Source organism: Sphingomonas sp. IW22 (genome assembly GCF_041321155.1).
In the GTDB taxonomy this organism is placed as follows: Bacteria; Pseudomonadota; Alphaproteobacteria; order Sphingomonadales; family Sphingomonadaceae; genus Sphingomonas.
In genome coordinates, this window is sequence record NZ_JBGGWB010000004.1 from 156,883 (window position 1) to 180,421 (window position 23,539).

The 23,539-nt window shown below is 62.5% G+C and carries 22 protein-coding genes and 1 pseudogene; 13 read left to right on the plus strand and 10 right to left on the minus strand.

The genetic code is table 11. The features are described 5' to 3' along the window. The first annotated feature begins 32 nt into the window (after positions 1–32). On the plus strand, positions 33–350 hold the full coding sequence (locus ACAX61_RS15495; protein WP_370715653.1) for a DUF6488 family protein: 318 nt from the start codon (positions 33–35) through the stop codon (positions 348–350). Between the two features lie 237 nt (positions 351–587). Here the strand turns inward: ACAX61_RS15495 and ACAX61_RS15500 are convergent, their stop codons facing one another. Genes ACAX61_RS15500 through ACAX61_RS15515 form a run of 4 tightly spaced genes read right to left on the minus strand, consistent with a single transcriptional unit; the run spans position 588 to position 4,409 of the window. Then, entirely contained in the window at positions 588–1,487 is a 900-nt protein-coding gene (locus ACAX61_RS15500) for a DUF1259 domain-containing protein (RefSeq protein WP_370715654.1), read from the minus strand. A 26-nt stretch (positions 1,488–1,513) separates the two neighbouring features. Beyond that, positions 1,514–2,194 carry a DUF2490 domain-containing protein gene (locus ACAX61_RS15505; RefSeq protein WP_370715655.1) on the minus strand — a complete coding sequence of 227 codons (681 nt, stop codon included), beginning with the start codon at positions 2,192–2,194 and terminating at the stop codon, positions 1,514–1,516. Next, positions 2,191–3,588, minus strand: coding sequence for a chromate efflux transporter (gene chrA, locus ACAX61_RS15510; protein WP_370715656.1), 1,398 nt, complete (start codon positions 3,586–3,588; stop codon positions 2,191–2,193). Before chrA ends, ACAX61_RS15505 begins: the two co-directional genes overlap by 4 nt. Then, positions 3,585–4,409, minus strand: a complete 825-nt coding sequence (locus ACAX61_RS15515; RefSeq protein ID WP_370715657.1) for a chromate resistance protein ChrB domain-containing protein — start codon at positions 4,407–4,409, stop codon at positions 3,585–3,587. The genes chrA and ACAX61_RS15515 overlap by 4 nt, the downstream gene beginning before the upstream one ends. 776 nt (positions 4,410–5,185) lie before the next feature. On the opposite strand from ACAX61_RS15515, the gene ACAX61_RS15520 reads away from it, so the two are divergent. The 4 genes from ACAX61_RS15520 (at position 5,186) to hmpA (ending at position 8,706) form a co-directional block, all read left to right on the plus strand. Further along, a complete protein-coding gene (locus ACAX61_RS15520) occupies positions 5,186–6,388 on the plus strand; it encodes a tyrosine-type recombinase/integrase (protein WP_037522307.1) in 1,203 nt (400 codons plus the stop codon). Between the two features lie 319 nt (positions 6,389–6,707). Continuing rightward, complete coding sequence (locus ACAX61_RS15525) at positions 6,708–7,187, plus strand: group III truncated hemoglobin (protein ID WP_017503290.1); 480 nt, start codon at positions 6,708–6,710, stop codon at positions 7,185–7,187. Next, positions 7,180–7,455 carry a TehB family protein gene (locus tag ACAX61_RS15530; RefSeq protein ID WP_004206958.1) on the plus strand — a complete coding sequence of 92 codons (276 nt, stop codon included), beginning with the start codon at positions 7,180–7,182 and terminating at the stop codon, positions 7,453–7,455. Before ACAX61_RS15525 ends, ACAX61_RS15530 begins: the two co-directional genes overlap by 8 nt. A gap of 39 nt (positions 7,456–7,494) precedes the next feature. Continuing rightward, positions 7,495–8,706: an NO-inducible flavohemoprotein gene (gene hmpA, locus ACAX61_RS15535; RefSeq protein ID WP_004206960.1), complete on the plus strand. Its 1,212-nt coding sequence runs from the start codon at positions 7,495–7,497 to the stop codon at positions 8,704–8,706. 404 nt (positions 8,707–9,110) lie between these two features. On the opposite strand, the pseudogene ACAX61_RS19645 reads toward hmpA, so the two are convergent. Further along, a pseudogene (locus ACAX61_RS19645) lies at positions 9,111–9,239 on the minus strand (IS110 family transposase); the annotation flags it as partial. An 86-nt stretch (positions 9,240–9,325) separates the two neighbouring features. Here ACAX61_RS19645 and ACAX61_RS15540 point away from each other — a divergent pair. Both ACAX61_RS15540 and ACAX61_RS15545 read left to right on the plus strand, forming a co-directional pair. Next, positions 9,326–10,078 carry a DUF6796 family protein gene (locus ACAX61_RS15540; RefSeq protein WP_004206961.1) on the plus strand — a complete coding sequence of 251 codons (753 nt, stop codon included), beginning with the start codon at positions 9,326–9,328 and terminating at the stop codon, positions 10,076–10,078. Next, positions 10,075–10,347, plus strand: coding sequence for a hypothetical protein (locus ACAX61_RS15545; RefSeq protein WP_017503288.1), 273 nt, complete (start codon positions 10,075–10,077; stop codon positions 10,345–10,347). The genes ACAX61_RS15540 and ACAX61_RS15545 overlap by 4 nt, the downstream gene beginning before the upstream one ends. Before the next feature lie 59 nt (positions 10,348–10,406). On the opposite strand, the gene ACAX61_RS15550 is transcribed toward ACAX61_RS15545, so the two are convergent. The 5 genes from ACAX61_RS15550 to ACAX61_RS15570 form a co-directional block, all read right to left on the minus strand. Then, a complete protein-coding gene (locus tag ACAX61_RS15550; RefSeq protein WP_017503287.1) occupies positions 10,407–10,877 on the minus strand; it encodes a MerR family transcriptional regulator in 471 nt (156 codons plus the stop codon). A gap of 81 nt (positions 10,878–10,958) precedes the next feature. Further along, positions 10,959–12,635 carry a long-chain-fatty-acid--CoA ligase gene (locus tag ACAX61_RS15555; RefSeq protein WP_017503286.1) on the minus strand — a complete coding sequence of 559 codons (1,677 nt, stop codon included), beginning with the start codon at positions 12,633–12,635 and terminating at the stop codon, positions 10,959–10,961. Continuing rightward, positions 12,635–13,942 carry an OmpP1/FadL family transporter gene (locus tag ACAX61_RS15560; RefSeq protein WP_036526777.1) on the minus strand — a complete coding sequence of 436 codons (1,308 nt, stop codon included), beginning with the start codon at positions 13,940–13,942 and terminating at the stop codon, positions 12,635–12,637. Before ACAX61_RS15560 ends, ACAX61_RS15555 begins: the two co-directional genes overlap by 1 nt. A gap of 32 nt (positions 13,943–13,974) precedes the next feature. Further along, positions 13,975–14,379, minus strand: coding sequence for a DUF2147 domain-containing protein (locus ACAX61_RS15565; protein ID WP_026109759.1), 405 nt, complete (start codon positions 14,377–14,379; stop codon positions 13,975–13,977). Positions 14,380–14,590: 211 nt separating this feature from the next. Next, positions 14,591–15,235, minus strand: coding sequence for a DUF3422 family protein (locus ACAX61_RS15570; protein ID WP_004206967.1), 645 nt, complete (start codon positions 15,233–15,235; stop codon positions 14,591–14,593). Positions 15,236–15,517: 282 nt separating this feature from the next. Between ACAX61_RS15570 and ACAX61_RS15575 the strand changes: the two genes are divergently transcribed. From ACAX61_RS15575 to ACAX61_RS15600, 6 genes are all read left to right on the plus strand, one after another. Beyond that, a complete protein-coding gene (locus tag ACAX61_RS15575; RefSeq protein ID WP_004206969.1) occupies positions 15,518–16,654 on the plus strand; it encodes a thiolase family protein in 1,137 nt (378 codons plus the stop codon). Next, a complete protein-coding gene (locus ACAX61_RS15580; protein WP_004206971.1) occupies positions 16,651–19,002 on the plus strand; it encodes a 3-hydroxyacyl-CoA dehydrogenase/enoyl-CoA hydratase family protein in 2,352 nt (783 codons plus the stop codon). The genes ACAX61_RS15575 and ACAX61_RS15580 overlap by 4 nt, the downstream gene beginning before the upstream one ends. Before the next feature lie 45 nt (positions 19,003–19,047). Beyond that, positions 19,048–20,838 carry an acyl-CoA dehydrogenase C-terminal domain-containing protein gene (locus tag ACAX61_RS15585; protein WP_004206973.1) on the plus strand — a complete coding sequence of 597 codons (1,791 nt, stop codon included), beginning with the start codon at positions 19,048–19,050 and terminating at the stop codon, positions 20,836–20,838. After that, positions 20,835–21,743, plus strand: coding sequence for an NAD(P)H-dependent flavin oxidoreductase (locus tag ACAX61_RS15590; protein WP_017503706.1), 909 nt, complete (start codon positions 20,835–20,837; stop codon positions 21,741–21,743). Before ACAX61_RS15585 ends, ACAX61_RS15590 begins: the two co-directional genes overlap by 4 nt. Before the next feature lie 9 nt (positions 21,744–21,752). Continuing rightward, entirely contained in the window at positions 21,753–22,496 is a 744-nt protein-coding gene (locus tag ACAX61_RS15595) for an electron transfer flavoprotein subunit beta/FixA family protein (RefSeq protein WP_004206977.1), read from the plus strand. A 115-nt stretch (positions 22,497–22,611) separates the two neighbouring features. Beyond that, positions 22,612–23,538: an electron transfer flavoprotein subunit alpha/FixB family protein gene (locus tag ACAX61_RS15600; protein ID WP_004206978.1), complete on the plus strand. Its 927-nt coding sequence runs from the start codon at positions 22,612–22,614 to the stop codon at positions 23,536–23,538. Position 23,539: the final 1 nt, after the last annotated feature.

Here is a 23,539-nt window from a genome sequence, read left to right on the forward strand (position 1 = left end):
CGTTCCACCGCTTTCACCACGAGGAGAAGACCATGAAATACGCTGTTCTGGCATTCGCGGCCCTGATCGCTGCCCCCGCTGCCGCCCACCCCGACCATGACGACGAGGCGCACAACCAGGCGCCGGCCGACGTCGCCCGTCAGCATGTCGTGCGCATGGTGGCGCAATCGAAGCTCGCTCCGAGTTGGTCCAAGGCGACTGTGCAAGGCACCGAGAAGCGCACCGCCAACGGCGTTCAGCAGACCGTCGTGACGTTCACCAACCCCGCCGAGCCCGCCGCCAAGCGCACGCTCCACGTCGTCATGGGCGCCGATGGCAAGGTCGTGTCCGCCACCCCATCGGCTCGATAACACACCGCTGGATGGCTTAGTCCGCCGCCGCGCCGCTACCGAGCGGCGCGGCGCACCAGACATCACCCGACGACGGGGACACAAGGCCAAGAATGTTTGCGGGCCGAGCGCTTCGCCTAACGGATATTCATTGAGAATCAGGGCGGATCGATTAGACCGGTTTTCGGAGGCTTTGTCCGCGGCGACGCGAGCATTGCCTTCTTCCGTTTCAGGGCAATGGCTTCGGACGGGTCCACCTTAGCCTCGCTGATTGTTCATCTTGTCGAGCGCTGTTCGCAGGCTTCGTGCCAGCTTGCCGGCATCATCGTTCGCCCAGAAGTGCATGAAGAATAGCCGCGGTTCGTCGTTCAGCATGTGATTGTGAAGCGCGGTGACTTCGATTCCGCCGGCTCGCAGGGCGCGAAGCACCAGGTCCACCTCACTCGCAATCATCACGAAGTCGCCTGTGATCGCGGCCTTGCCGTTGCCGGTGGGCTGGAAATTGATCGCCGTTGAGGTGCCCATCGATGCCGGCGTGACCATGCCTCCGTCCATCAGCCGTTCGGCGCGGGGGAAGCTGTATTGCAGCACGCCGCCGTTGGGTTTGCCCTTGGCGCCGAGCGCCTGATCGAGTGCGGCGGCATTTAGGTCGATCGGAGACGACGCGCCCGCTCCCGAAGGTTGCGAGTCCCGCGAGGGCGAGACGAGCGGGGTCGCGCTGGCCGCGAGTGCCTGATGCAACGCCGTCGCGAGCTTCACGGGATCGCCGTGCCCCGCGACGTGCATATACATGGTCGCCGGCGCCGACCGTAGCAGGTGGTTGTGGAGCGCCGTGATCGTGAAGCCTGATGCGAGCAGCCGGCTCATCACCGGGTTCACTTCCTCATGCGTCAGCACCAGGTCGCCCATGACCATCGCTTCGTCGCCCATCGGCTGAAACGCCGCCCAGGAACCAAGCGCAAGCGCCGGCTTGATCGCCACGCCGTCAAGCGTCACCTTCAGGTCCGAGCGCGGAAAGCCATAACGATGGACGCCGCCCGCCTGTTCGGTGCCGGGCCGCCCCAGCGCGCGATCGACCGCAGGCCAGTCGGGTGCGGCCGAGGCTGGAGCCGTGATGCCGAGGGTCAGAACCCCGGCTAGCAAAATCGCTTTCAACATGCGCACCACTCCGTCCTGAGTAACCGTCACAAGCCGACGAACAGGGTCGCGCTCAACACATGGTTGGTCCGATCCTCGCCACGGCGGAAAACACGCTGATTGAGATAGCCGGGCTCCAGTCGCATCCGCTTGGCTACGGGCAAGCCGACACCGACGAAGGTGCGCCACTGATCCACCCCGTCCCGGGCGCCCCATTGTGTCGAGTTCAGATTGAAGAACCCTTCGGTGAAGGCAACCGCCTGAACCGCGCCCTTGCGCGCGATCGGCACCTGCAACCGGACGAACTGGCGCAGCCGCCATCCCGTGTCATCGCGGCCCTCGATCATGCGCTGTTCGAGCCTGGTGCGGCTAATGACCAGAGGAGCGCCCGCTTTCGTTCGCAGGGCCGCGAACTGAAGCTGCTGCCAGATGCGATGTTCTTTGGTGGTCCGGCCTGTCTCCGGATCGGTGCGAACATAGGCGTAGCCGACCACGGCATGAGCGTCGCGACCGATCCGCGCGCCGATGGCCGGGCGCAAGACTAGCTGACTGCCGCCGCCAACATCGTCGATCGCGCGCGCCTGACCTTCAAGCCAGAGGAACAGGTCGCCGCGAACCGTTCCCGAGGCGATAACGGCCGCCCATGCCTGCGTATCGTCCTCGGCGACGGCGGGCTGGGCGGCTCCGAGCAGCAATGCGCCAATGAGCCATTGCAAGACCCACCTCATCGTATCGCTCCTAACGCGTATAGCGCCAGTCCGGCGGCCGACGTCGCCAGCAGCGTCGTGATGACTCCTGCCCGCGTCATGAAGATCGCGTAAGCAGCCCCCAATGACAGCACGAGGGCGGCCGGATCGATGCTGGTCAACACCGGCGCGTCGAACCGAATAGGGCCTGCCGACACCGCGATCGTCGTGCGGAAGAGTGTGTGCAGCGCGAACCAGATCGCGAGGTTGAGGACAACGCCGACGACCGCGGCCGTGATGGCGGATAGCGCGCCCGCGACCGCAGCATTGCCGCGCAGCCGCTCGATGAACGGCGCGCCGAGGAAGATCCACAGGAAGCACGGCACGAACGTCACCCAGGTCGCCAGCAACCCGCCGAGGGTTCCGGCGACCAGCGGTGACAGCGTTCCGGGATCACGATAGGCACCAAGGAAGCCGACGAATTGCAGGACCATGATGAGCGGTCCCGGCGTCGTCTCCGCCATGCCTAACCCGTCGAGCATCTCCTTCGGACCCAGCCAGCCATAAGTGCCGACCGCCTGCTGCGCGACATAGGCGAGAACGGCATAGGCACCCCCGAACGTCACCATCGCCATCGTCGAGAAAAACGTCGCTATCCGGCTGAACACGTCGTCGGGGCCAAACGCGACCAGAAGCGCCGCTACCGGCACCAGCCACAGCGCGAGCCAGACGATCGCCGTGCGCACCGTCTCCCGCCAGGTCGGGCGGGCGTGGTCGGGCAGTTCCTCGCCGAGCAGCGTATCGGCATCGGCAACGGTTGCGCCTTTCGAAGCGCCATGACCGCCACCGCGGAATGCGGTGCTCCCCTGCCGCGCCGACCACCACCCGATGATCCCGGCGCCCAGCACGATGAGCGGGAATGGCGCACCGGCGAAGAAGATCAGGACGAAGGCGACCGCAGCGAGGATTCGCGCCGGTGCGCTTTTGAGGGCGCGGCTGCCGATCCGCACGACCGCCTGGAGGACGACGGCCAACACCGCGGCCTTGAGGCCGAAGAACAGTGCCGAGACGAGACCTACACGGCCATAAAGGACATAAATCCAGCTCAGCGCCATGATCGCGACCGCGCCGGGGATGACGAACAGCACGCCGGCGACGATGCCGCCCTTCGTGCGATGCATCAGCCATCCGATATAGGTGGCGAGCTGCTGTGCCTCCGGGCCAGGCAGCAACATGCAGTAGTTGAGCGCGTGGAGGAAACGCTGCTCGCCGATCCACCGCTTTTCGTCGACGAGAATGCGGTGCATCACCGCGATCTGCCCGGCGGGTCCACCGAAGGATAGCATGGCGATCCTCAGCCAAACCCAGAAGGCTTCGCCGAGTGTGACCGGCTCCGGCCGGGCGCTTGTTCGCGCATCGATCGTCGCCACCGTCATGCCGAAATCTTCCCGCGTGCGGGTTGGTGCGAGGTCCAGTTGTGCTTTTCGCCCTGCGCGTCGCGGCTCCATCGATAGAGCGCATCATACACCGCCATACCGGCCTCAAGCTGGGCATGATCGTCATCGTGGATGCGTGAAAGACCAAGCGAGATGGCCAGCAACCCCGCGGCTTCGGGAGCGATGTCCAGACGATCCGTGTCCGCGCCGCGCACAATCGACGCGACCCGAACAAGAGCATCGTTGGCGCTCAGACCAAACGCTTCGAGCATCACGTCAAAGGTGCAGCGTTCGCCCCGATGGCTCCACAGCACACCTTGATCGGAAACGTCGAACGGCTCCGCCTGCTGCTGCGTGGCTATGGTCACCACTTCGCTGGGCGCGACGAAGAGAAAGCGGGCTTCCGGATCGATAAACCGGCGAATCAGCCAAGGGCAGGCAATGCGGTCGACCTTGGGTCGCGCCCGCGTCACCCACCATGTTCGTCCGTCACTGTGTCGCGGCGGCAAATGGTCCAGCGATACCGTGGAAAACCCCGCAGCGAGCCATGAAGCGAAACCGCCTTCCAGCGCGTCGGCTGCTACGCCCTCGCTGCGTAGAATAGAAGCCGCAGCAACCGCCCTTCCGTCACCGGCCTCATCGATCACGACGACGCTTGCAGCCTTGATCGCAGACCAGTCGTCCGGCTTGTCGAAACTGCGAAAGATCGATCCAGGAACAGCTTGTTTCGGTGCGAGACGAATATCTACGAGTGTTGGCGACCCCGGCAGGGCAACCAGACGAGCGAGTTTATCGGAACTGATCGTATTGAGCGAAGGCATGGCGCGTCTCTAGCAAAATGGAGCTGGACGCGATTCTTTGGCTAACGCCTCATGGGGAGATCGCAATCCCCATCGCTCTGTATCAAACACGAGAACCATCCAAAGTCAATTGCGCCGCGAGTTGTAGCCGATGGTGTCAAACTGTTCGGTTGTGATGCCACCTCCACCTGCCCGTTTTGCGTGGGGTTGCCGGTCTCAGAACCCCGGATCATAATGTCGGCGGGGTGAGTGGGCGTGAAGGCGTCAAGCCCAGTTGTGCCAGCAACGAACCCCCAGCGGGACGGGCGAGCGCGGTCGACACTACCTCCCGATGCGAAGCAATTTTCTCGTAACCTGTTGCCGATTGCTTCCTTCCGCAACTGTCATCGAGAGATTGAGAAAAGGAACTCCGCAGGGCGCCTCGAGCAGGCAATATCGGAAACGACGAGCACGCGGCGGATCGCCTTAAATCTGAACGCTGCTGGTGGTTTGGTCGAGAGCCGGCGACTGACCGCTTTCATCCGGAGCAGCCATTCGGTGCTCGCTTCCCGAACGACATGGATTGTCGGAAACAACCTGAGCATCGAGGCGCACATTGAGATAATACAGTTATCATATAAGCGGATTTGACGCCTTTCTATAAGGTGGGTATGTGCATCCCGGCGGAGGGCAGGGCATTTGGACACTGAAAAGACGATATTCTGGTCATGGCAGAGCGATTTTGATGGGCGCGTGACGCGTGAGGCTATCTATGGGGTCGAACCGCACAGCTTCGACCAGATTGTCGCGCTGTCCAGATGAGCCTCCCAGCGCCCATCAGCAGCCGGCGAGGCCGACAGGCCGTCGACCTCGCCTGGGAGGTGACCAAGCTGAACTGTCGATCGCCAATCACGATCAACGCCGAGCTGATCGCCGCCTATCAGGCGGCATCCTCGCCGCATTCCCTGCGCGCGCTTGCCAGCGACATCGAGGCGTTCGACCATTGGTGCCGCCGAAACGGGCGCGTGACCTCGCCGGCGACTCCCGAGACGGTCGCCGACTATCTCGATGCCCGGGCAGGGCAGGGGGCGAAACCCGCCTCGCTCGGTCGCTACAAGGCGTCGATCGCCAAGATCCACCAGCTGCTCGACATCAAGGATCCCACCCAGGCCGAGCTGGTCAAGCTGCGGCTCCGCGCGATCCGCCGGGAGAAGGGCAGCACGCAAGCCCAGGCGCGGCCGCTGCGGTTCAAGGGGCCGGTGCGCAATGTCGAGCGGGACGCACCCCGGGGGCTTAATGTGCGGGGGCTGCTTGAGGCCTGCGCGGATGATTTGCCGGGGCTCAGGAATCGGGCTTTGCTGTCGGTCGCCTACGACACGGGCTTGCGCGCCTCCGAGCTGGTCGCGGTCGAGGTCGAGCACATTGTGGACGCCATCGATCCCGAGGCGCGGCTGCTGACGATTTCGCGCAGCAAGGGCGATCAGGAGGGAAAGGGCGCGACCGCGTTCCTCAGCCCGCGCTCGGTGCGGGCGATCGCCGCCTGGACTGCGGCTGCCGACATCGAGGAGGGACCGCTGTTTCGCCGGGTGCAGGTGCGCCGCTACAAGGCGCGGGCCGCGGTCAAGGGGCGGCGGATCGAGACGATTTCTGGCCGCGAAAGCTGGGATCTGCGCAAGACATTGCCGAAGTCGGCGGTGCCGGCGCGCACCGAATATGATGTGGGAGAGGGGGCGTTGCACCCGGGTTCGATCGGGCCGATCTGGCGGGCAATGATCCGGCGCGCCTTCGACAAGGGCGCGCTGAGCGACCTCACCGCCGATGATCTGGCGCAGTTGCTCAAGGGCGTGAGCGCGCATTCGACGCGGGTGGGCTTGAACCAGGATCTGTTTGCGAGCGGCGAGGATCTGGCGGGGATCATGGATGCGCTACGCTGGAAGAGTCCCCGGATGCCGCTCGCCTATAATCGCAATCTGGCGGCAGAGCAGGGTGCCGCCGGCCGCTTGATCGCGAAAATCGGGTGATTAGATCTTGAGCTGCGCACAATTAGGTATTTGTGACGGTGTTTGAAAATTCCGAGTGCGCCAGATCACGCGGATTAGCGTTCCAGCGAATGTCCTACGGAATCGGAAAAGAAAACCCGCCCGTCTTTTGACGGGCGGGCAAGGAAAGGTGTCTACGTCTCACCGAGACTCCTTCGGGTCGCTGGCTGATGCTATGCCTTCGTGTTTCGGATTCAAGGCTAAACTAGCGGGGCTGAGCAGTTTCTCAGGCTGTGTACATCGCCGCGACCGACGACCTGGAAATATGCGCTAGCCTTGCGTTTATGCGCAATCATGATCGATGTATTATATATACATGATTGGAGCGCGAGTCGTGGACGGTGTCTCGAAAATCAGAGAAGAAGAGCTGACTCCTTTGGTGGAGGAATTTTACGCGCGGGTCCGCGCCGATCCCGCGCTTGGGCCGATTTTCAACGATGCGATCGATGACTGGCCGGAGCATCTTGGGAAGCTGACTGCGTTCTGGTCCTCCGTCATGCTCACCAGTGGCCGATACAAGGGGCAACCGGTGCCGGCCCATTTGAAGCATAAGGCCAGGATAACGCCCGCGCTGTTCGAGCGCTGGCTCGCACTCTGGGTTCAAACGACCAATGACAGGATGACGCCCGAAGCGGCAGCGGCGCTACAAGCGAAGGCGCGGCGCATCGCCGAGAGCCTGCAACTGGCGATGTTCTTCCAACTGGAGGAACGGAGTGCTGCATCGGTCGCCAACGCGGAACGTAAGGATGCCATCGAGCGACCAGGGCAAACCCATGGCTGAAATCTTGCCTTACCGTTCCACGCCGGTGTTCAACCAGGACACTCTGCCGGCTGCCTTGCGCGCGCGACATGACACGAAGGCTGGTGTTTGGGGCGTGATCCGGGTTTTGGAGGGCGAACTCCGGCTAACCTACCTCGAGCCACCTTCGGAGATCGTCCTGACGCCTGACCAGCCTGGCTTGATTCTCCCTCAGCAACCGCATTTCGTAACGCCGACAGGGCCGATGAAGATGCAGGTGGATTTTTACGATCACATTCCCAAGCTCTGACATTCCGGGATTTTCAACGCATTCAAAAAGGAGAAGTTGATGACGCAGCCCCTCAGCGATCAGACCATTGCGCTCGTCAAGGCGACCGTCCCCGCGCTCGAAGCGCATGGCCTCGACATCGTGAACGAGATGTATTCCCGGATGTTCCAGAACCCGAACATTCGCGACCTTTTCAACCAATCGCACCATGGTGATGCCGGTTCGCAGCCGCGGGCGCTGACCGGCGCCATTCTCGCCTATGCGAGCAACATCGAAAATCTCGGTGCGCTTGCCCCGGCGGTCGAGCGGATCGCGCAGAAGCATGTCGGCCTGCAAATTCTGCCCGAACATTATCCGCACGTTGCCGAGGCGCTCCTGGGGGCGATCAAGGCGGTGCTGGGGGATGCGGCCACCGATGAGATTCTCGCTGCCTGGGGCGAAGCCTACTGGTTCCTGGCCAACATCCTGATCGCCCGCGAGCAGCGAGTCTACTCAGAACAGAAGGATGCGACCGGCGGATGGAATGGCTGGCGCGATTTTCGCGTCGAGGACGTCGTGCGTGAGAGCAGCGTCATCAATTCCTTCGTTCTGCGCCCCGTTGATGGCGGGGCCGTCATGCGGCACAAGCCCGGGCAATATCTGACCTTCTGGCTTGAAATTCCGGGACATCCGCCAGTCAAGCGCAACTATTCGATTTCAGCAGCCCCCAACGGCGAAACCTATCGCATTTCGGTCAAGCGTGAGCCGCTTGGTCTTGCGTCAGGCTGGCTTCATGATGAAGCCAAGCCGGGCACGGTGCTCAAAGTTGCCGCGCCTGCAGGCGAATTCTTCCTGGCAGCGCATGTCGAACGCCCGGTGATCCTCCTGTCGGGCGGCGTGGGGCTGACCCCGATGGTGGCCATGCTCGAAACGCTTGCTGAGGGCGAGGCGGGAGTCCCCGTGCACTATGTCCACGGAACTCATGACCGCGATACCCACGCAATGCGTGATCATGTTCGCGCTGTCGCTGGGCGGGGCAAGTCAATCACCGTCACCGATTTTCATCAGACCCCGCTCGAAGATGAAGTCGCAGGACGGGATTATGACGTCGCCGGCATCATTACCGACGAATGGCTGGTCGCCAACACGCCTGTAGGTGAGGCCGATTACTATATCTGCGGACCACGCCCGTTTCTGCGGCACGCCGTCTCGACCTTGTCGCTGGCTGGCGTCCCATCCGACCGCATTCATTACGAATTCTTCGGTCCGGCGGACGAATTGCTCGCCGCCTGACTGAGCGCGGAGAAGGGCGACATCGCCCTTCTCCGCGTCTACTCAAACCGCCATGTCGGGGGCGTCACATAAAACGGGCACAGATATACGCTCTCATGACTGCCATCCGAGACGCTGGCCGAGTTTACTCCTTCGCTGGCCTCGAGACCAGCGGTCGCATTGACCTTGGCGGGTGTGCCGCGGGCGCCTGATCGACGACGATTGATCATGCTCTCATCCGCGGGTTGATTACCGCACTACCCGTATCCGTCGCTGGGCCTATCCTCCGTATAAGTTCGGGCGTCGGACGAACCTGCCCCACCGTACACCGTGGATTGCCCATCACAGTCGGGTGCCCGCGGCACGTCGGCCAAGGCTATGCAGTTGGTGCGCTGGCGCCTCCTCTCGTTAATGTCGTGGGTGGATCAGCCGGCTATCGCCGGCGACACCCGACGGGCGATGTCCCAGGCATAGCCGAACAGTTCACGCGCGATCGCGGTGGTCACCTTGGGCTGAGGCTTGCCCGTGGCCGCCAGGCGACGGTAGCGCTGGCAATGGTTCCGTTCAGCGAGCCCGAGCTGATCGCCCAGGAGATCATGCGTCTCGTCGATCGATCCCGCGCCGAAGCAAGGACAAGCCTATGACGGATATCCAGCGGCTCCCGCTTCTTCGTCTCTGCGGTATCGCGGGCGTGATCGGCGCGATCCTCTGGACGCTCGGCGACGCGCTGATCATCGGGGCTAGGGCAAGTCCCGACGACTATCCGCTGATCCTGAAGACCTATGCCGATCGCATCCAGTTCGACGGTGTCGCGCTGATGCTTCCATCCTCCGAGGCGCGGCTCGCCGCGGGCGCGCTGGTGGCCGATGCCGGCATCGTCTTCTATCTCGCGGGCTGCTGGCATCTGCTCGAAGGGCTGCGTCCGGCGATGGGCTGGTGGCGCTGGCTGACCTTCGTCCTGCTGGTCGCCGGCAACGCCTGGTCTCCGCTCGGCCATGCGGGCTTCTACTATGTCGGCATGGCCTACAAGACGATCCTCGAAACGCCGGCCGCGGCCCATGGCGCGCTGCTCGATCTCGGCCAGCACTTCTACCATGTCCTGCTCATCGCCTGGTTGATGCCGATCGTGACGCTGGGCCTGGCGCTGCTGCTCCTCGGGATCGTCATCGCGCTGGGCCGCACCGCCTGGCCACGCTGGTTCGCAGCGCTGGCCAATCCCGTCTCGCTGGTCGCGATCGGCATGCTGATCGCGCGCATCCTGCCCGAGCCGGCGCACACCTGGCTTGACGGCGCCGCGTTCAACCTCGGCTGGCTCGTTGTCTATGCCGTCTCGACGGCGCTGCTCTGGAATGGTGGCCGTTCGCCGGTCGCATCACGGGACGAAGCAGCATGACCGAAGCTGCGACAGCGACAGGCGACGAACAAGTGGGGGAGGAAGCATCAGGCGCTTTCAGCATGAAGCCACTGATGTTCGAGACCTTCGTCTGCTCGATGGCGATGATGTCGTTCGTGGCGCTCGCGGGCCCCATCGCGCGCGTGCTTGGCCTCGAGCCATGGCAGGTCGGCGGGGCGATGACCGCGTCGGGCATCGCCTGGATGATCATGGCGCGGTTCTGGGGCGGCCTTAGCGATCGGCGCGGCGCTCGTCGCTTGACGGCTTGATTGGATCGGGGGCGCCGCGATCAAGCGTTACCGCTCGGTTAGAGAATGGGATGACCAAATTATCGCTGCAACTTTGCCATCGCTTCCACTTCGATGGTTGTAAGCTCGTCGATTGTCAGGTCGAGCGCAGAGCGCTGCGTCTTCAAGTCGACCAACCTTTCCCGGATGCGGGCAATCAATCGCTCCATTTGCTCCTTATGCTCGGGATCGGCATCGTAGAGATCGAGAAACTCCTTGATTTCCTTGATGGAGAAGCCAAGGCGTTTGCCGCGCAAAATCAGCTGTATGCGTCCGATCTCACGCCTGGAATATGCCCGGGTACTGCCTACCCGTTGAGGGGCGATAAGCCCCTCCTTTTCGTAGAAGCGTAGCGTGCGAAGTGTCAGTCCGAGTTCCTGAGCGACATCCTGGATGCCGTACACTTGTAAATCCGCATCCTTTGCGCGGGTTCTCCCCTTGTGCGTGGGGTTGTCGCGATCCGCGTCCTTAAGCGTTTCATCGTCCTCGGCGAGGTGGAGCGAGTTCCCCATGCCATCCACTCCCTGTCCTCCAATCACGGCTACCCTACCACTCAAGCGCATAAGCCTCGTAGCTTGACAGGGGATAGAGGCTCAGGCGAGCTTTTTGTTCTCCTCCTCGATCAAATCCTTCTTCGAAAGTTTGCCGATCAACGTCTTGGGCAGGCTGTCCCGGAATGCGAAGGCCTTGGGCATCTCGATCTTGCTGAGGCGATCCTGCAAAAAGACCTTGAGTTCATCGACGGTCAGGTTCGATCCCTCGTGCAGCGCGATGAACAACTTGGGAGATTGACCTCTGTAGGCGTCAGGAATCGCGATTGCGATCGCCTCCTTTACCGCCGGGTGCTGATAGGCCGCATCCTCGATGATCCGGGGATATACATTATATCCGCCACAGAAGATGATGTCCTTGATGCGGTCGACGAGGAAGAGATAGCCATCCTCATCAAAATAGCCGATATCGCCGGTTCGTAGCGCGCCATCGACGAAGACAGCACTGGTTTCTGCAGGGCGCTGCCAATAGCCCTTCATCACCTGAGGGCCGCGGGCGCACACTTCTCCGCGTTCTCCCTGGGGAAGAACCCGCGAGGGATTCTCCGGATCTCGGATCTCGATGATGGTGCCGGGGAAACTTGGGCCGCAGCTATTGTCCTTCACCGTCCCAAACAACGGGTTGCAGGCGATGATCGGGGCGGTTTCGGAGAGCCCATATCCTTCCACGACCCTGGCACGCGTGCGTGCCTCGAACTCCTCGCGTACCTCGAGCGGGAGCGGTGCGCCGCCGGATATACAGGCGCGCACGGCCGAGAGATCGGGTATCTCGTCGTCCGGAAGCGCGTTCAGGGCAACATAGATCGTAGGCACGCCGAAGAACTGTGTCGGCGGCTTGCGCTTCATCGTGTTGAGAACCTGCTTCATCTCAAACCGTGGCAGCAGGACGATTTCGGCGCCGATTTCGACTGAGAAGTTGAGCACCGTCGTGAGTGCGAAGACGTGAAACATGGGCAGGACGCCGAGAGTTCTCTCCTGCTGCGGGCGAAGTCCTCCCACATGCACCACCATCTGGGCGCTGTTCGCCGTGAGGTTGGCGTGGGTCAGCATTGCGCCCTTGGGCACGCCGGTTGTGCCTCCGGTATATTGAAGGACCGCGACATCATCAGGGTGACGTTCTACCGCGTCAGGTTCGGCATCATGGGCGAGAAGCGCCTTGAGCCGGACATGAAGGCCTTCGTCGAGTATCCGCGCGTGGTCTTTTCGCTTGAATAGCGCAAAGCCCAGGCCTTGCAGCCAGGGCAGCATATCCCTCATGCCGCACAACACGATCTTGTCCAGCCCGGCACGTGGCGCGACGGCTTGCACTTTCTCGTGGATTATCCGGACGTCCGGTACCGCCATCATGCGCGTTCCCGAGTCCCGGATCTGATGCTCCAGTTCGCGCTCCGTGTAGAGCGGGTTGAAGTTGACCACGATCGCACCCACGCGCAGCGCCGCGAAGTACAATATCGCGAAATAGGGGCAGTTCGGCAGGCACAGGCCGAATCGATCGCCCTTGCGCAGCCCCTGATCCTGCAATCCACGTGCTGCACGGCGAACGAGTTGCCCCACCTGCGCATAAGTCCAGGTTCGCCCGAGAAAGTCGATGGCGACGCGTTCGGGATAAAGGTTCAACGCATTGTCGAGGAGGTCGGTCAGGAGCCGTGGCGGAATTGCCGGTTCCGGTATCGACGGGAAGGCGCTGATGGCGGGCTGGGGCATGGCGATCTCCAGCATCAGAAGTGGAAACGTCCGCCGAGCGACAGCACGACGGCGTGCGCGTCCTCGAGCTTGCCGTCCATCAGGATCGGCGTCTGCACGGCCGTGCCGGCATAGGCCGCTGTCGTGCGATCAATAGTCGTATCCTTGAACGTAATATACGCTGCGCCCGCATCGAGCGTGAACCGGGAAGACACGGCATAGCTTGTGCCGGCAGCGAAATTCCAACGGTTGCTGTCAGGCACTCGAGCGTCCCGATTGCCGTTGCGCGTCGGGGTCTGGGCATGTTGAACGCCGGCACGAACGGTCCAGGCTGGTGTGACCGCGTAATCGATGCCGCCTGCGAAGCTCCAAGTGTCCCGGTAATTTTCCGGGATTGAAACGTTGAGCGGCGCGCCGAGCCGGATAGCGTCGAATTTCGACCAACCCATGCGGGTCACCTGACCGTTGAGGGTGACCTTGGGCGACACCGCCACGCGCGCTCCGAAGATCGCCTGCCAGGGGGTCTCGAACGTAGCGTTTGCATTCACTACGCTGTTTTGCCCGGCGAGCGGACCAAGAAGACCGGTCGTCGTCACCGAACCGTCGAGATTATGCTTCACGCTCGACTTGTAGCTGGCGCCCAGTTGCATGGGGCCGGCGCGATATTGCAGCCCGGCCGACCAGCCAAGATCCCAACCATTGCCTTTCAGCTCCTGGTGGCCGTCGGCGAGAAGAGGCGATAGGTTCGGCAGATAGTTGGACAATGATGCGTCGGCATATTCGATATTAAGCGCGGCGCCGATGCTGAGATTTGGCGTAACGAGGTAGGCGATCGATGGCTGGATGTCGTATGTTCGCAGCTTGGTCTTGTCGGCGCTATACCGTGCCCAGCTGTCGGCATCATAATTGGTTGTGAAGCTATAAGGGGAGGCGACGGTCAGCCCCAAAGCGAGCCGTGATGTCAGGCCGACGGCTATCGCGCCGGAGGGTAGTACGCCATTATTGATCGGATCACGAGAGCGTTGGCTCCCGCCTACAGCCGCAGCCGACTGCCCGGGACGGACAATGAGCGTGTTGACATTGTCAACCGACCCTTTGGGAAGGATTACGCTTACGGCCTGGTGGGCATCGACTCCTTCCATGCCTGCGATCGCAGCCGGATTCCACCAGAGGGACTGTACGCCCTGGTCGGCGACCTCGCCCGAAAAGGCTCGTCCGGCACCTCTGGACGATTGTTCCTGAAGGTAAAAGGCCTGCGCGCTCGCGGCTTGCGGCGCGAGCAATCCAGCCGCCACGGCCGATGTTGCGATCCCAACTTTCCAATTTTTGCCTGCCACGCCCATCTCCCCTTTCGTGATTGTCAAATTCCTCGTGCTTATCGGAGGCGCGTCCATGTCTGCGTCTTGCACAGGGGCCAGACGATGCAGCCCTTGAGGCGCAAATGATCCCGATCGGCTAACGTGACCGTCGCGCTGTATGTACCGCCATCCTCAGCGTTGTAGATGGAACCACCCGACCAACTGCCCGACTTCCACGTAAAACCCTGCAGAATCTGCAATCCACGAAGCGGACGACCGCGCAACGCAGCGGTCTTGTTCTTTTCGTCACGTAGTTCGGGGTTGGCTTTGATCCCGTCGGAACTGATCAAGGCACCGCAGATCGATTGCCCGCAGCGGGTGATTTCCACGACGCCATGACGGCTCTCGGTTTGCCAGCGACCGACAACGGTGTCGGCGGGCAATGCAGTGCTCGAAGCCAGTAGTGTCAGAATGATCGACATTGTTCCTCTCCGCGCGCCTTCAGGCGACCGTCTGTTTCACGTCTGGAGCCAATATGCGGCAAATCAGCGTCCCATAACCATCTCGATGACGTATAGGTAAGTCAATAGCTCAATGCGTCATCAAAATGCCTATTAGGTTGTGTGCGAATTGGAGGGGTCAGGCGCTGCTGGCCCCGTCGTCAGGGTTCGGGCGTGTTCGTGTGTGACGCCGTCAAGCTATTGATCTGTGCGTGCCTTCAAGCAAGGAAAGATTGCGATAATTGCCCAGTTCCTGAATGCGCTGGATGGAACGCGACACTTCGCCGTCAGCCGCCCCGTTCGCGGCAACGACCAGGCGCCCGTAGCCGCCGGCGTGAATGCGAAAGTCGCTCCAGATCCGGACGCTATCCCCGATGATGCAGGAGACGAGATGGCCCGGATGGAAGTCGGCCCGATCGACAACCGGCTCGGCGTAGCTATCGTTCGCCACAACGACGATGTGGGTTGCGCGGATGACCAGGCCCGGCAGCGTTTCCATCCACTGCAAGGTATCACTGAAGGGGCCGACGTCGGGAGCAGACCAGAACTGCGCGTCCGCGCTGACCGAGGTTGACGTTAGCGTCGTGGTGACCGCTTCACTGTGCCTTTCCCAGGCCAGCCGCCCGTTGGCGGACCACTCCGTTTCCAGGTGGCGCAGGTTGCGATCGAGTCCAGAGGCACATCGCTGCTCCAGGATCAGCCATTCCTTCTCCCGGTCATTCTCATCGACCAGGCGAACCGTCTGAAATGCCATGGCGGGCAATTCGAGTGCAGGAAAACGGCGCAGATGCATTTCGCCGACGATCTGACGCCGGAGGGGATGCTCAGAAAATCGCATGTGTGCGCCTTCGAAAACAGGTGCAGTGGCGCTTGGGGAGAGGCGCAGCCGTCGATAAGACGGGCGCGAGCATCATCGCCGGGATGAGAGTGCGCGGTTTTTCACTGGCGAGCATCCGTACGTTCCTCGGCCAAGACCTCCGATATCAAGCCTCCCGGGAACCGGTGCATGACGATTCCCTCGACGGCGTGAGAAGAGTGCCAAAGATTTTAGTTGACGTAAACGTCATTTCACGCACCATTAGGTAATCAGATGTGCGATTCCCTGGAGAGGCTATCATCGATGCGTAATGTGGTTGTTGCGGGCTATGCCCGGTCCCCCTTTCACCTGGCAGGCAAGGGCGCGCTGGCGCGCGTCCGCCCTGACGATCTGGCCGCTCAGGTCATTCGCGGACTGATTCAGCAGACCGGCGTGAAGGCCGAAGATATCGAGGATATCGTGCTGGGCTGCGCTTTTCCTGAAGGCGAGCAGGGCTTCAACATCGCGCGCCTTATCGGTCTTCTCGCCGACCTGCCGCTCTCTGTCGGCGGCATGACCGTTAATCGCTTCTGCGGATCGTCGATGAGCTCGGTCCACATCGCTGCGGGCCAGATTCAGCTTGGCGCCGGCGAGGCCTTCATCTGCGCGGGCGTGGAGTCGATGAGCCGCGTGCCGATGATGGGGTTCAATCCGCTGCCGAACCCCGAGCTCGCGAAGAAGAGCGCCGCCTATATGGGCATGGGCGACACGGCGGAGAATGTCGCGACCAAATATCAGATCACCCGTGCCCAGCAGGAAGCCTTTGCGGTCGCCAGTCAGGACAAGGCGGCCGCGGCAATCGCGGCCGGCAAGCTCGAGGCCGAGATCGTGCCGATCACGACCAAGGCGGGCGTGGTCGACAAGGATGGCACGCCGCGTGCCGGCACGACGACGGAAACCCTCGCCGGGCTGAAGCCGGCCTTCAGCCAAGACGGCACGGTAACGGCGGGAACGTCCTCGCCGCTGACCGATGGCGCAAGCGCAATCCTGGTCACGAGCGAGGATTATGCGCGCGCGCATGGACTGCCGATCCTTGCCCGCATCAAGTCGGTTGCTGTCTCTGGCTGCCAGCCGGAGATCATGGGCATCGGACCGGTCGAGGCCTCGCGCAAGGCGCTGCAGCGGGCGGGGCTCAGTGTGGACCAGCTTGACGTTGTCGAGCTCAACGAAGCCTTTGCGAGCCAGTCACTGGCCTGCATCAGCGACCTGGGGCTTGACCAGTCGAAGGTCAATCTGGACGGCGGCGCCATCGCGATAGGCCACCCTCTGGGGGCGACCGGTGCGCGGATCGTGGGCAAGGCCGCGGCTCTGCTGAAGCGCGAAGGCGGCAGCTATGCGCTTGCCACCCAGTGCATCGGCGGCGGTCAGGGCATCGCCACCGTGCTGGAGGCGGCGGAATGAGCGAGCAGGCCATCAAGCCAGTCGGCGCCCCGCCGGAAACCATCAAAAAGGTCTGCGTGATCGGCGCAGGCGTCATGGGCGCCGGCATCGCAGCGCAGGTCGCCAATGCCGGCGTGCCGGTGCTGCTGCTCGATATCGTGCCCAAGGAGGGCGGCGATCGTGACGCCGTGGCGAAGGGTGCGGTCGCGAAGATGCTGAAGACCGATCCGGCGCCCTTCATGTCGAAGGCTGCGGCGAAGCTAGTTGAAACGGGCAATATCGACGACCATCTCGAGCGGGTGGCCGAATGCGACTGGATCGTCGAGGCGATCGTCGAACGGCTCGACATCAAGCAGGCGCTCTACGCCAAGCTTGAGCAGCTCAAGCGTCCGGGCACGGCGGTATCGTCCAATACCTCGACGATTCCGCTTGGCCATCTGGTCGAGGGGCGGGACGATCAGTTCAAACAGGACTTCCTGATCACCCATTTCTTCAATCCGCCGCGCTACATGCGGCTCATCGAAATCGTGACCGGCCCCGACACTGATACGGCTGTGGCGAGGCGCGTCTCGGATTTCGTCGATCGAAAGCTCGGCAAGCGCATCGTGCCGGCGCGGGACACGCCGGGCTTCATCGCCAATCGCATCGGTACCTACTGGCTGGCCGTCGCGATCAATGCCGCGATGGACCAGGGGCTGACGGTGGAGGAAGCCGACCAGATCGGCGGAAAGCCGATGGGCGTGCCCAAGACCGGCATTTTCGGCCTTGTCGATCTCGTTGGCGTCGACCTCATGCCGCTGCTCACGAAGAGCCTGTCCTCGACGCTGCCGGCAGGTGACGCCTATTTCGACACGGTGAGGCCGATGCCGCTCGTCGACAGGATGATCGCGGAAGGCTTTACCGGGCGGAAGGGCAAGGGCGGTTTCTACGCGTTCGACAAGGCGACGAAGACCAAGAAAGCGCTCGATCTCGCGACCGGCGAATATCGCGTATCGGTGAAGCCGGCTTCCTTGCCGGGCCGGGCCGAGAAGGACCTGGCAGCATTGGTTGCTGCGCCCGGCAAGGTCGGCGCCTATGCCTGGGAAATTCTCGGCAAGGTTCTTTCCTATGCCGCGAGTCTGGTCGGTGAAGCTGCGGACAACATCGTCGGCATCGATGACGCGATGAAGCTCGGCTACAACTGGAAGTTCGGGCCGTTCGAACTGATCGATCGCCTCGGGCCGGGCAAGCTCGCCGAACGGCTGGCCGCCGAGGGGCGGGATGTTCCCGCGATCCTCAAGGTAGCCGGAGATCGGCCTTTCTACCGGGTGCAGGACGGCCGTCGGCAATATCTCGATGCCGCCGGCGACTATCATGATGTCGTGCGGCCCGAGGGCGTGCTGCTGCTGGAAGACATCAAGCTCCATAGCCAGCCGATCCTCAAAAATGGTTCGGCGGCACTCTGGGATGTCGGCGACGGCGTTGCCTGCCTTGAGTTCACCGGCAAGATGAACGCGCTCGACGGCGATGTGATGAAGCTGATCGGTCAGGCGATCCCGGTCGTGCAGGACAAGTTCAAGGCGCTCGTCGTCTATAATGAGGGCAGCAATTTCTCCGCCGGCGCCAATCTCGGTCTTGCTCTGTTCGCACTGAACATCGCGGCATGGGGCGAGATCGAAAAGCTCGTCGCGGGCGGGCAGCAGGCCTACAAGGCGCTCAAATATGCGCTGTTCCCGGTCGTGAGCGCTCCGGCCGGCATGGCATTGGGCGGCGGTTGCGAGATCCTGCTCAACAGTGATGCCGTGCAGGCCCATGCCGAAAGCTATGTGGGTCTGGTCGAGTGCGGCGTGGGTCTGATCCCTGGCTGGGGCGGATGCGGTGAAATGATCGATCGCTGGCGCTCCAGTCCCGGCATGCCCAAGGGGCCGATGCCGGCCGTAGCCAAGGTCTTCGAGACGGTATCGACAGCCACTGTGGCAAAGTCGGCCGCCGAGGCGAAGGAGCATGGCTTCCTGCGTCCCTCGGACGGCATTACGATGAACCGGGACCGTCTGCTGGCGGACGCCAAGGCGAAGGCACTGGAACTGGCCGACGGTTACAAACCGCCTGTGGCTCCGGAATTCCGCTTGCCTGGCGCGGGAGGCAAGTCCGCTCTTTCGATGGCTGTCGAAGGCTTCCAGGCCCGTGGCCTCGCCACATCTTACGATGGTGTCGTATCCGGCGCGCTCGCCGACGTCCTGACGGGCGGCGAGAAGGATCTCATCGACATCGTGACCGAAGAGGATCTGCTGGCGCTCGAGCGCAAGGCCTTCATGCAACTGGTGCGCGACCCGCGGACCCAGGCGCGCGTCGAGCAGATGCTCGTCACCGGCAAGCCGCTGCGTAACTGATTGGCGGCCGGCGGCCGGATGGCCGACCGGTCAGGAGATATAAATATGCAAGTCTATGACGCCCCGTTGCGCGACATGCGCTTCGTGCTCAACGAACTCCATGCCGATGACGGCTTCGGGGATATTCCCGCGCTGTCGGAGTTCACACCGGATCTGACCGATGCCATCCTCGAGGAGGCGGCGCGCTTCTGTCGCGACGTCCTGTTGCCGATCAACCGGTCGGGCGACGAGGAGGGGTGTCATCTGGAAAACGGCGTTGTGCGGACGCCGGCGGGGTTCGCGCAAGCCTATAAGCAGTTCGCCGAAGGTGGCTGGACCGCGCTCGCATCCGATCCGGAATGGGGTGGGCAGGGGCTGCCGGAAGCGGTCAACAAGCTGGTCGAGGAGATGATCTGCTCGTCCAACCTCTCCTTCGGCCTCTACCCGGGCCTCACCCATGGTGCCACCACTGCGATCGAGGGCCATGGCAGTGACGCGCTCAAGCAGGCCTACCTGCCCAAGATGGTGAGCGGCCAGTGGTCCGGCACGATGTGCCTGACCGAGCCTCATTGCGGTACCGATCTCGGGCTCCTGCGCAGCCGCGCGGTCCCGCAGGGCGATGGCAGCTACAAGGTCACCGGCTCCAAGATCTTCATCTCCGCCGGTGAGCATGACCTGACCGAGAATATCATCCATCTCGTGCTCGCCCGCCTGCCCGACGCCCCCAAGGGCGTGAAAGGCATCAGCTTGTTTCTCGTCCCCAAATATCTGCCCAGGGAGGACGGTACTCCCGGTCAATCGAACGGCGTCGCCTGCGCCGCGATCGAGCACAAGATGGGTCTCAAGGCGTCGGCGACGTGCCAGATGAACTTCGATGATTCGATCGGCTGGATCGTCGGTGAGCCTGGCAAGGGCATGGCCGCCATGTTCACGATGATGAACACGGAGCGTGTCTCCGTCGGCATCCAGGGCCTGGGTGTGGGCGAGGCGGCGTATCAGGCGGCGGCCTGGTATGCGAAAGATCGTATTCAGGGTCGGGCGCTCTCGGGACCCAAATATCCCGATCAGGCAGCCGATCCGATCATCGTTCACCCCGATGTTCGCCGCATGTTGATGACGATGCGGGCTTATAATGAGGGATGCCGGGCGCTCTCGGCCTGGGTCTCGCGCGCCCTGGACGCGGAAAAACATTCTCCCGAACCCGAAGTGCGCCAGCGTGCGAGTGACTTCATTGCGCTCATGACCCCCGTCGTCAAAGCGCTCTTCACCGACCTTGCGTTCGACAGCGCGAACCTTGCGGTCCAATGCTATGGTGGCCACGGCTACATCCGCGAAAGCGGCGTCGAGCAATATGCCCGCGATGCCCGGATCACCATGATCTATGAGGGGACGAACGGCGTTCAGGCGCTCGATCTCGTCGGCCGCAAGCTCGGCGCCCATATGGGCCGCTATCTGCGCAGCTTCTTCCATCCGGTGTCGGCTTTCATCGAGGAAAACAACGTCGACGGACCGATGAAGCCGATGATCGAGGCGCTCGCCAAGGCGTTCGGGGCGCTGCAGCTTTCGACGGCCACGGTCGCGCAGCGGGCGCTCAAGGATCCCGAAGAGGCGGGCGCGGCGTCGGCGGACTATCTGCGTCTGATGGGCCTGGTGGCCATGGGCTATTGCTTTGCCAAGGCGACCAAGATCGCAGGCTTGCAGCTCTTCTTCGGCAGCGAGGACAAGCGCTTCTACGATGCCAAGATCAAGACGGCGACGTTCTTCTTCGAGCGTATCCTGCCTCAGGCGACCGCCAGCTTCCTGGCGATCAAGGCGGGCAAGAAGTCGCTGATGGCGCTGGAAGACGACGTGTTTTGACGCTTCCGGCAAGCCTCGAAAAGCGGCTGGCCATTCCAGCCATCGTTGCGCCGATGTTCCTTGTGTCGGGACCGGACCTTGTCGTCAGTTGCTGCGAGGCGGGACTGCTTGGTACTTTCCCGGCGCTCAACCAGCGCACCAGTCAAGGTTTCGGTGAATGGCTGGATGAAATCGAGGAGCGGCTGGCTCCCATGCCGGGAGCGGCGCCCTTCGGCGTCAACCTCATCGTCCATAAGAGCAATCCGAGGCTCGACGCCGATCTGGAACTGATCGTTCGGCACCATGTGCCATTGGTCATCACCTCGCTCGGCGCCATCGCGGATCTTGTCCAGGTGGTTCAGGGCTATGGCGGGCTGGTCTTTCACGACGTGACGAACGTGCGTCATGCGGAAAAGGCGCTCGAAGCTGGCGTCGACGGTCTGATCGCGGTCGCTGCCGGCGCGGGGGGACATGCCGGCACGATGAGCCCGTTCGCACTGGTTGACGAGATACGGCGCTTCTTCCAGGGGCCGCTGGCGCTTTCCGGCGCCATCACGCGCGGCCACCAGATCGCGGCCGCGCAGATGATGGGGGCCGATCTTGCCTATATCGGATCCCACTTCATCGCGTCGGAAGAGAGTCTCGCCTCGCCGGCACAGAAAGACATGGTGATCGGGGCCGGACCAGCGGATATCGTCTATACGGACCGGGTCACCGGCGTCGGGGCCAATTTTCTCCGGCCCTCGCTGGAAGCCGCGACTCTCCCTGAGCCACATGGCGCGCTTTCGGTTTCGGAGGAGGCCAAGGCCTGGAAGACGATCTGGTCGGCAGGCCACGGTGTCGGCGCTACCACTGCCGTCCAACCGGCCCGATCCATCTGTGAGAGACTCATTGCCGAATATCAGGCGGCATTACAATCAGAGTAGGATTGATCCATGAAGGTGCTTGTGCCCGTCAAGCGGGTTATCGATTATAATGTGAAACCGCGCGTGAAGGCGGATGGGACGGGCGTCGATTTGGCGAACGTGAAGATGTCGATGAACCCGTTCGACGAGATCGCCGTCGAAGAGGCTATCCGCCTCAAGGAAAAGGGAGTCGCGACCGAAATCGTGGTGGTGTCGATCGGCGTCGCCAAGGCGCAGGAAACGCTGCGCACCGCGCTCGCCATGGGGGCCGACCGCGCGATCCTCGTCCAGACTGACGATGAGGTCGAGCCGCTCGCCGTCGCCAAGATCCTGAAGGCCATCGCCACCGAGGAGGCTCCGGGCCTGGTGATCCTCGGCAAGCAGGCCATCGACGATGATGCCAATCAGACCGGCCAGATGCTGGCAGCCCTTCTCGGTTGGGGGCAGGGCACATTCGCCAGCAAGGTCGAAGTATCGGGCGAGACTGTCGCGGTGACCCGTGAGGTGGATGGCGGTCTGGAGACCGTAAGCCTCAAACTGCCGGCGATCGTGACGACCGATCTGCGTCTCAACGAACCGCGCTATGCGAGCCTGCCCAATATCATGAAGGCCAAATCCAAGCCGCTGGCGACGAAGACGCCGGCCGATCTCGGTGTTGAGATCGCCTCGCGCCTCAAGACGCTCAAGGTGACCGAACCCCCCAAGCGCTCGGCGGGCATCAAGGTGGCCGACGTCGATGAATTGGTCGCCAGGCTCAAGGAAATGGCGATTTGATAAACTTTCAAACGCGCCGAACTTGCCGAACCTCTCCCATGCAAGTGACGGCGCACCCCGCTTCATCCTGTGCGCACAGAGATGAAGCGGGGGCGGATTTCTCGGAGAATAAGTTATGAATACGCTCGTCTGGGTTGAACATGACAATGCGTCGGTCAAGGATGCGACGCTATCGGCCGTCACCGCCGCTGCCAAACTTGGTGAGGTCCATCTGCTGGTTGCCGGTGCGGGCATCGGCGGCGTGGCCGAGGCTGCTGCGAAGGTCGCGGGTGTCGCCAAAGTCGTAACGTTCGACGATGCGGCGTTCAAACACGCTTTGCCCGAGAATGTCGCGCCGGCCGTCGCGGACCTGATGCGCGGCTATGACGCGTTCGTGGCGCCTTCCACTTCGAATGGCAAGAACATCGCGCCGCGCGTGGCGGCCTTGCTTGATGTGATGCAGGTCAGCGACATCCTGTCGGTGGAAAGCGCTGACACGTTCACGCGTCCCATCTACGCGGGAAATGCGATCGCGACGGTCCAGTCGTCTGATGCAAAGAAGGTTATCACGGTGCGTGGCACAGCCTTCGAGAAGGCGGCCCGCGAGGGTGGCTCGGCCAGTATCGAGGCTGCGACGGGCACGGATGCGGGACTTTCCAGCTTCGTGGGTGCCGAGATCGCCCAGTCCGAGCGCCCGGAACTCACCTCGGCCAAAATCATCGTCTCGGGCGGGCGAGCGCTGGGCTCGGCCGGGCAGTTTCATGGCGTGATCGATCCGCTGGCCGACAAGCTGGGCGCGGGTGTGGGCGCAAGCCGCGCGGCGGTCGATGCTGGCTATGCGCCCAACGATTTTCAGGTCGGCCAGACCGGCAAGATCGTGGCGCCGGAAGTCTATGTCGCCGTCGGCATATCGGGTGCGATTCAGCACCTTGCTGGCATGAAGGATAGCAAGACCATCATCGCGATCAACAAGGATGAGGACGCGCCCATCTTCCAGGTCGCCGATATCGGCCTGGTCGGCGACCTCTTCAAGATCGTTCCTGAACTGACCGAAAAGCTTTGAG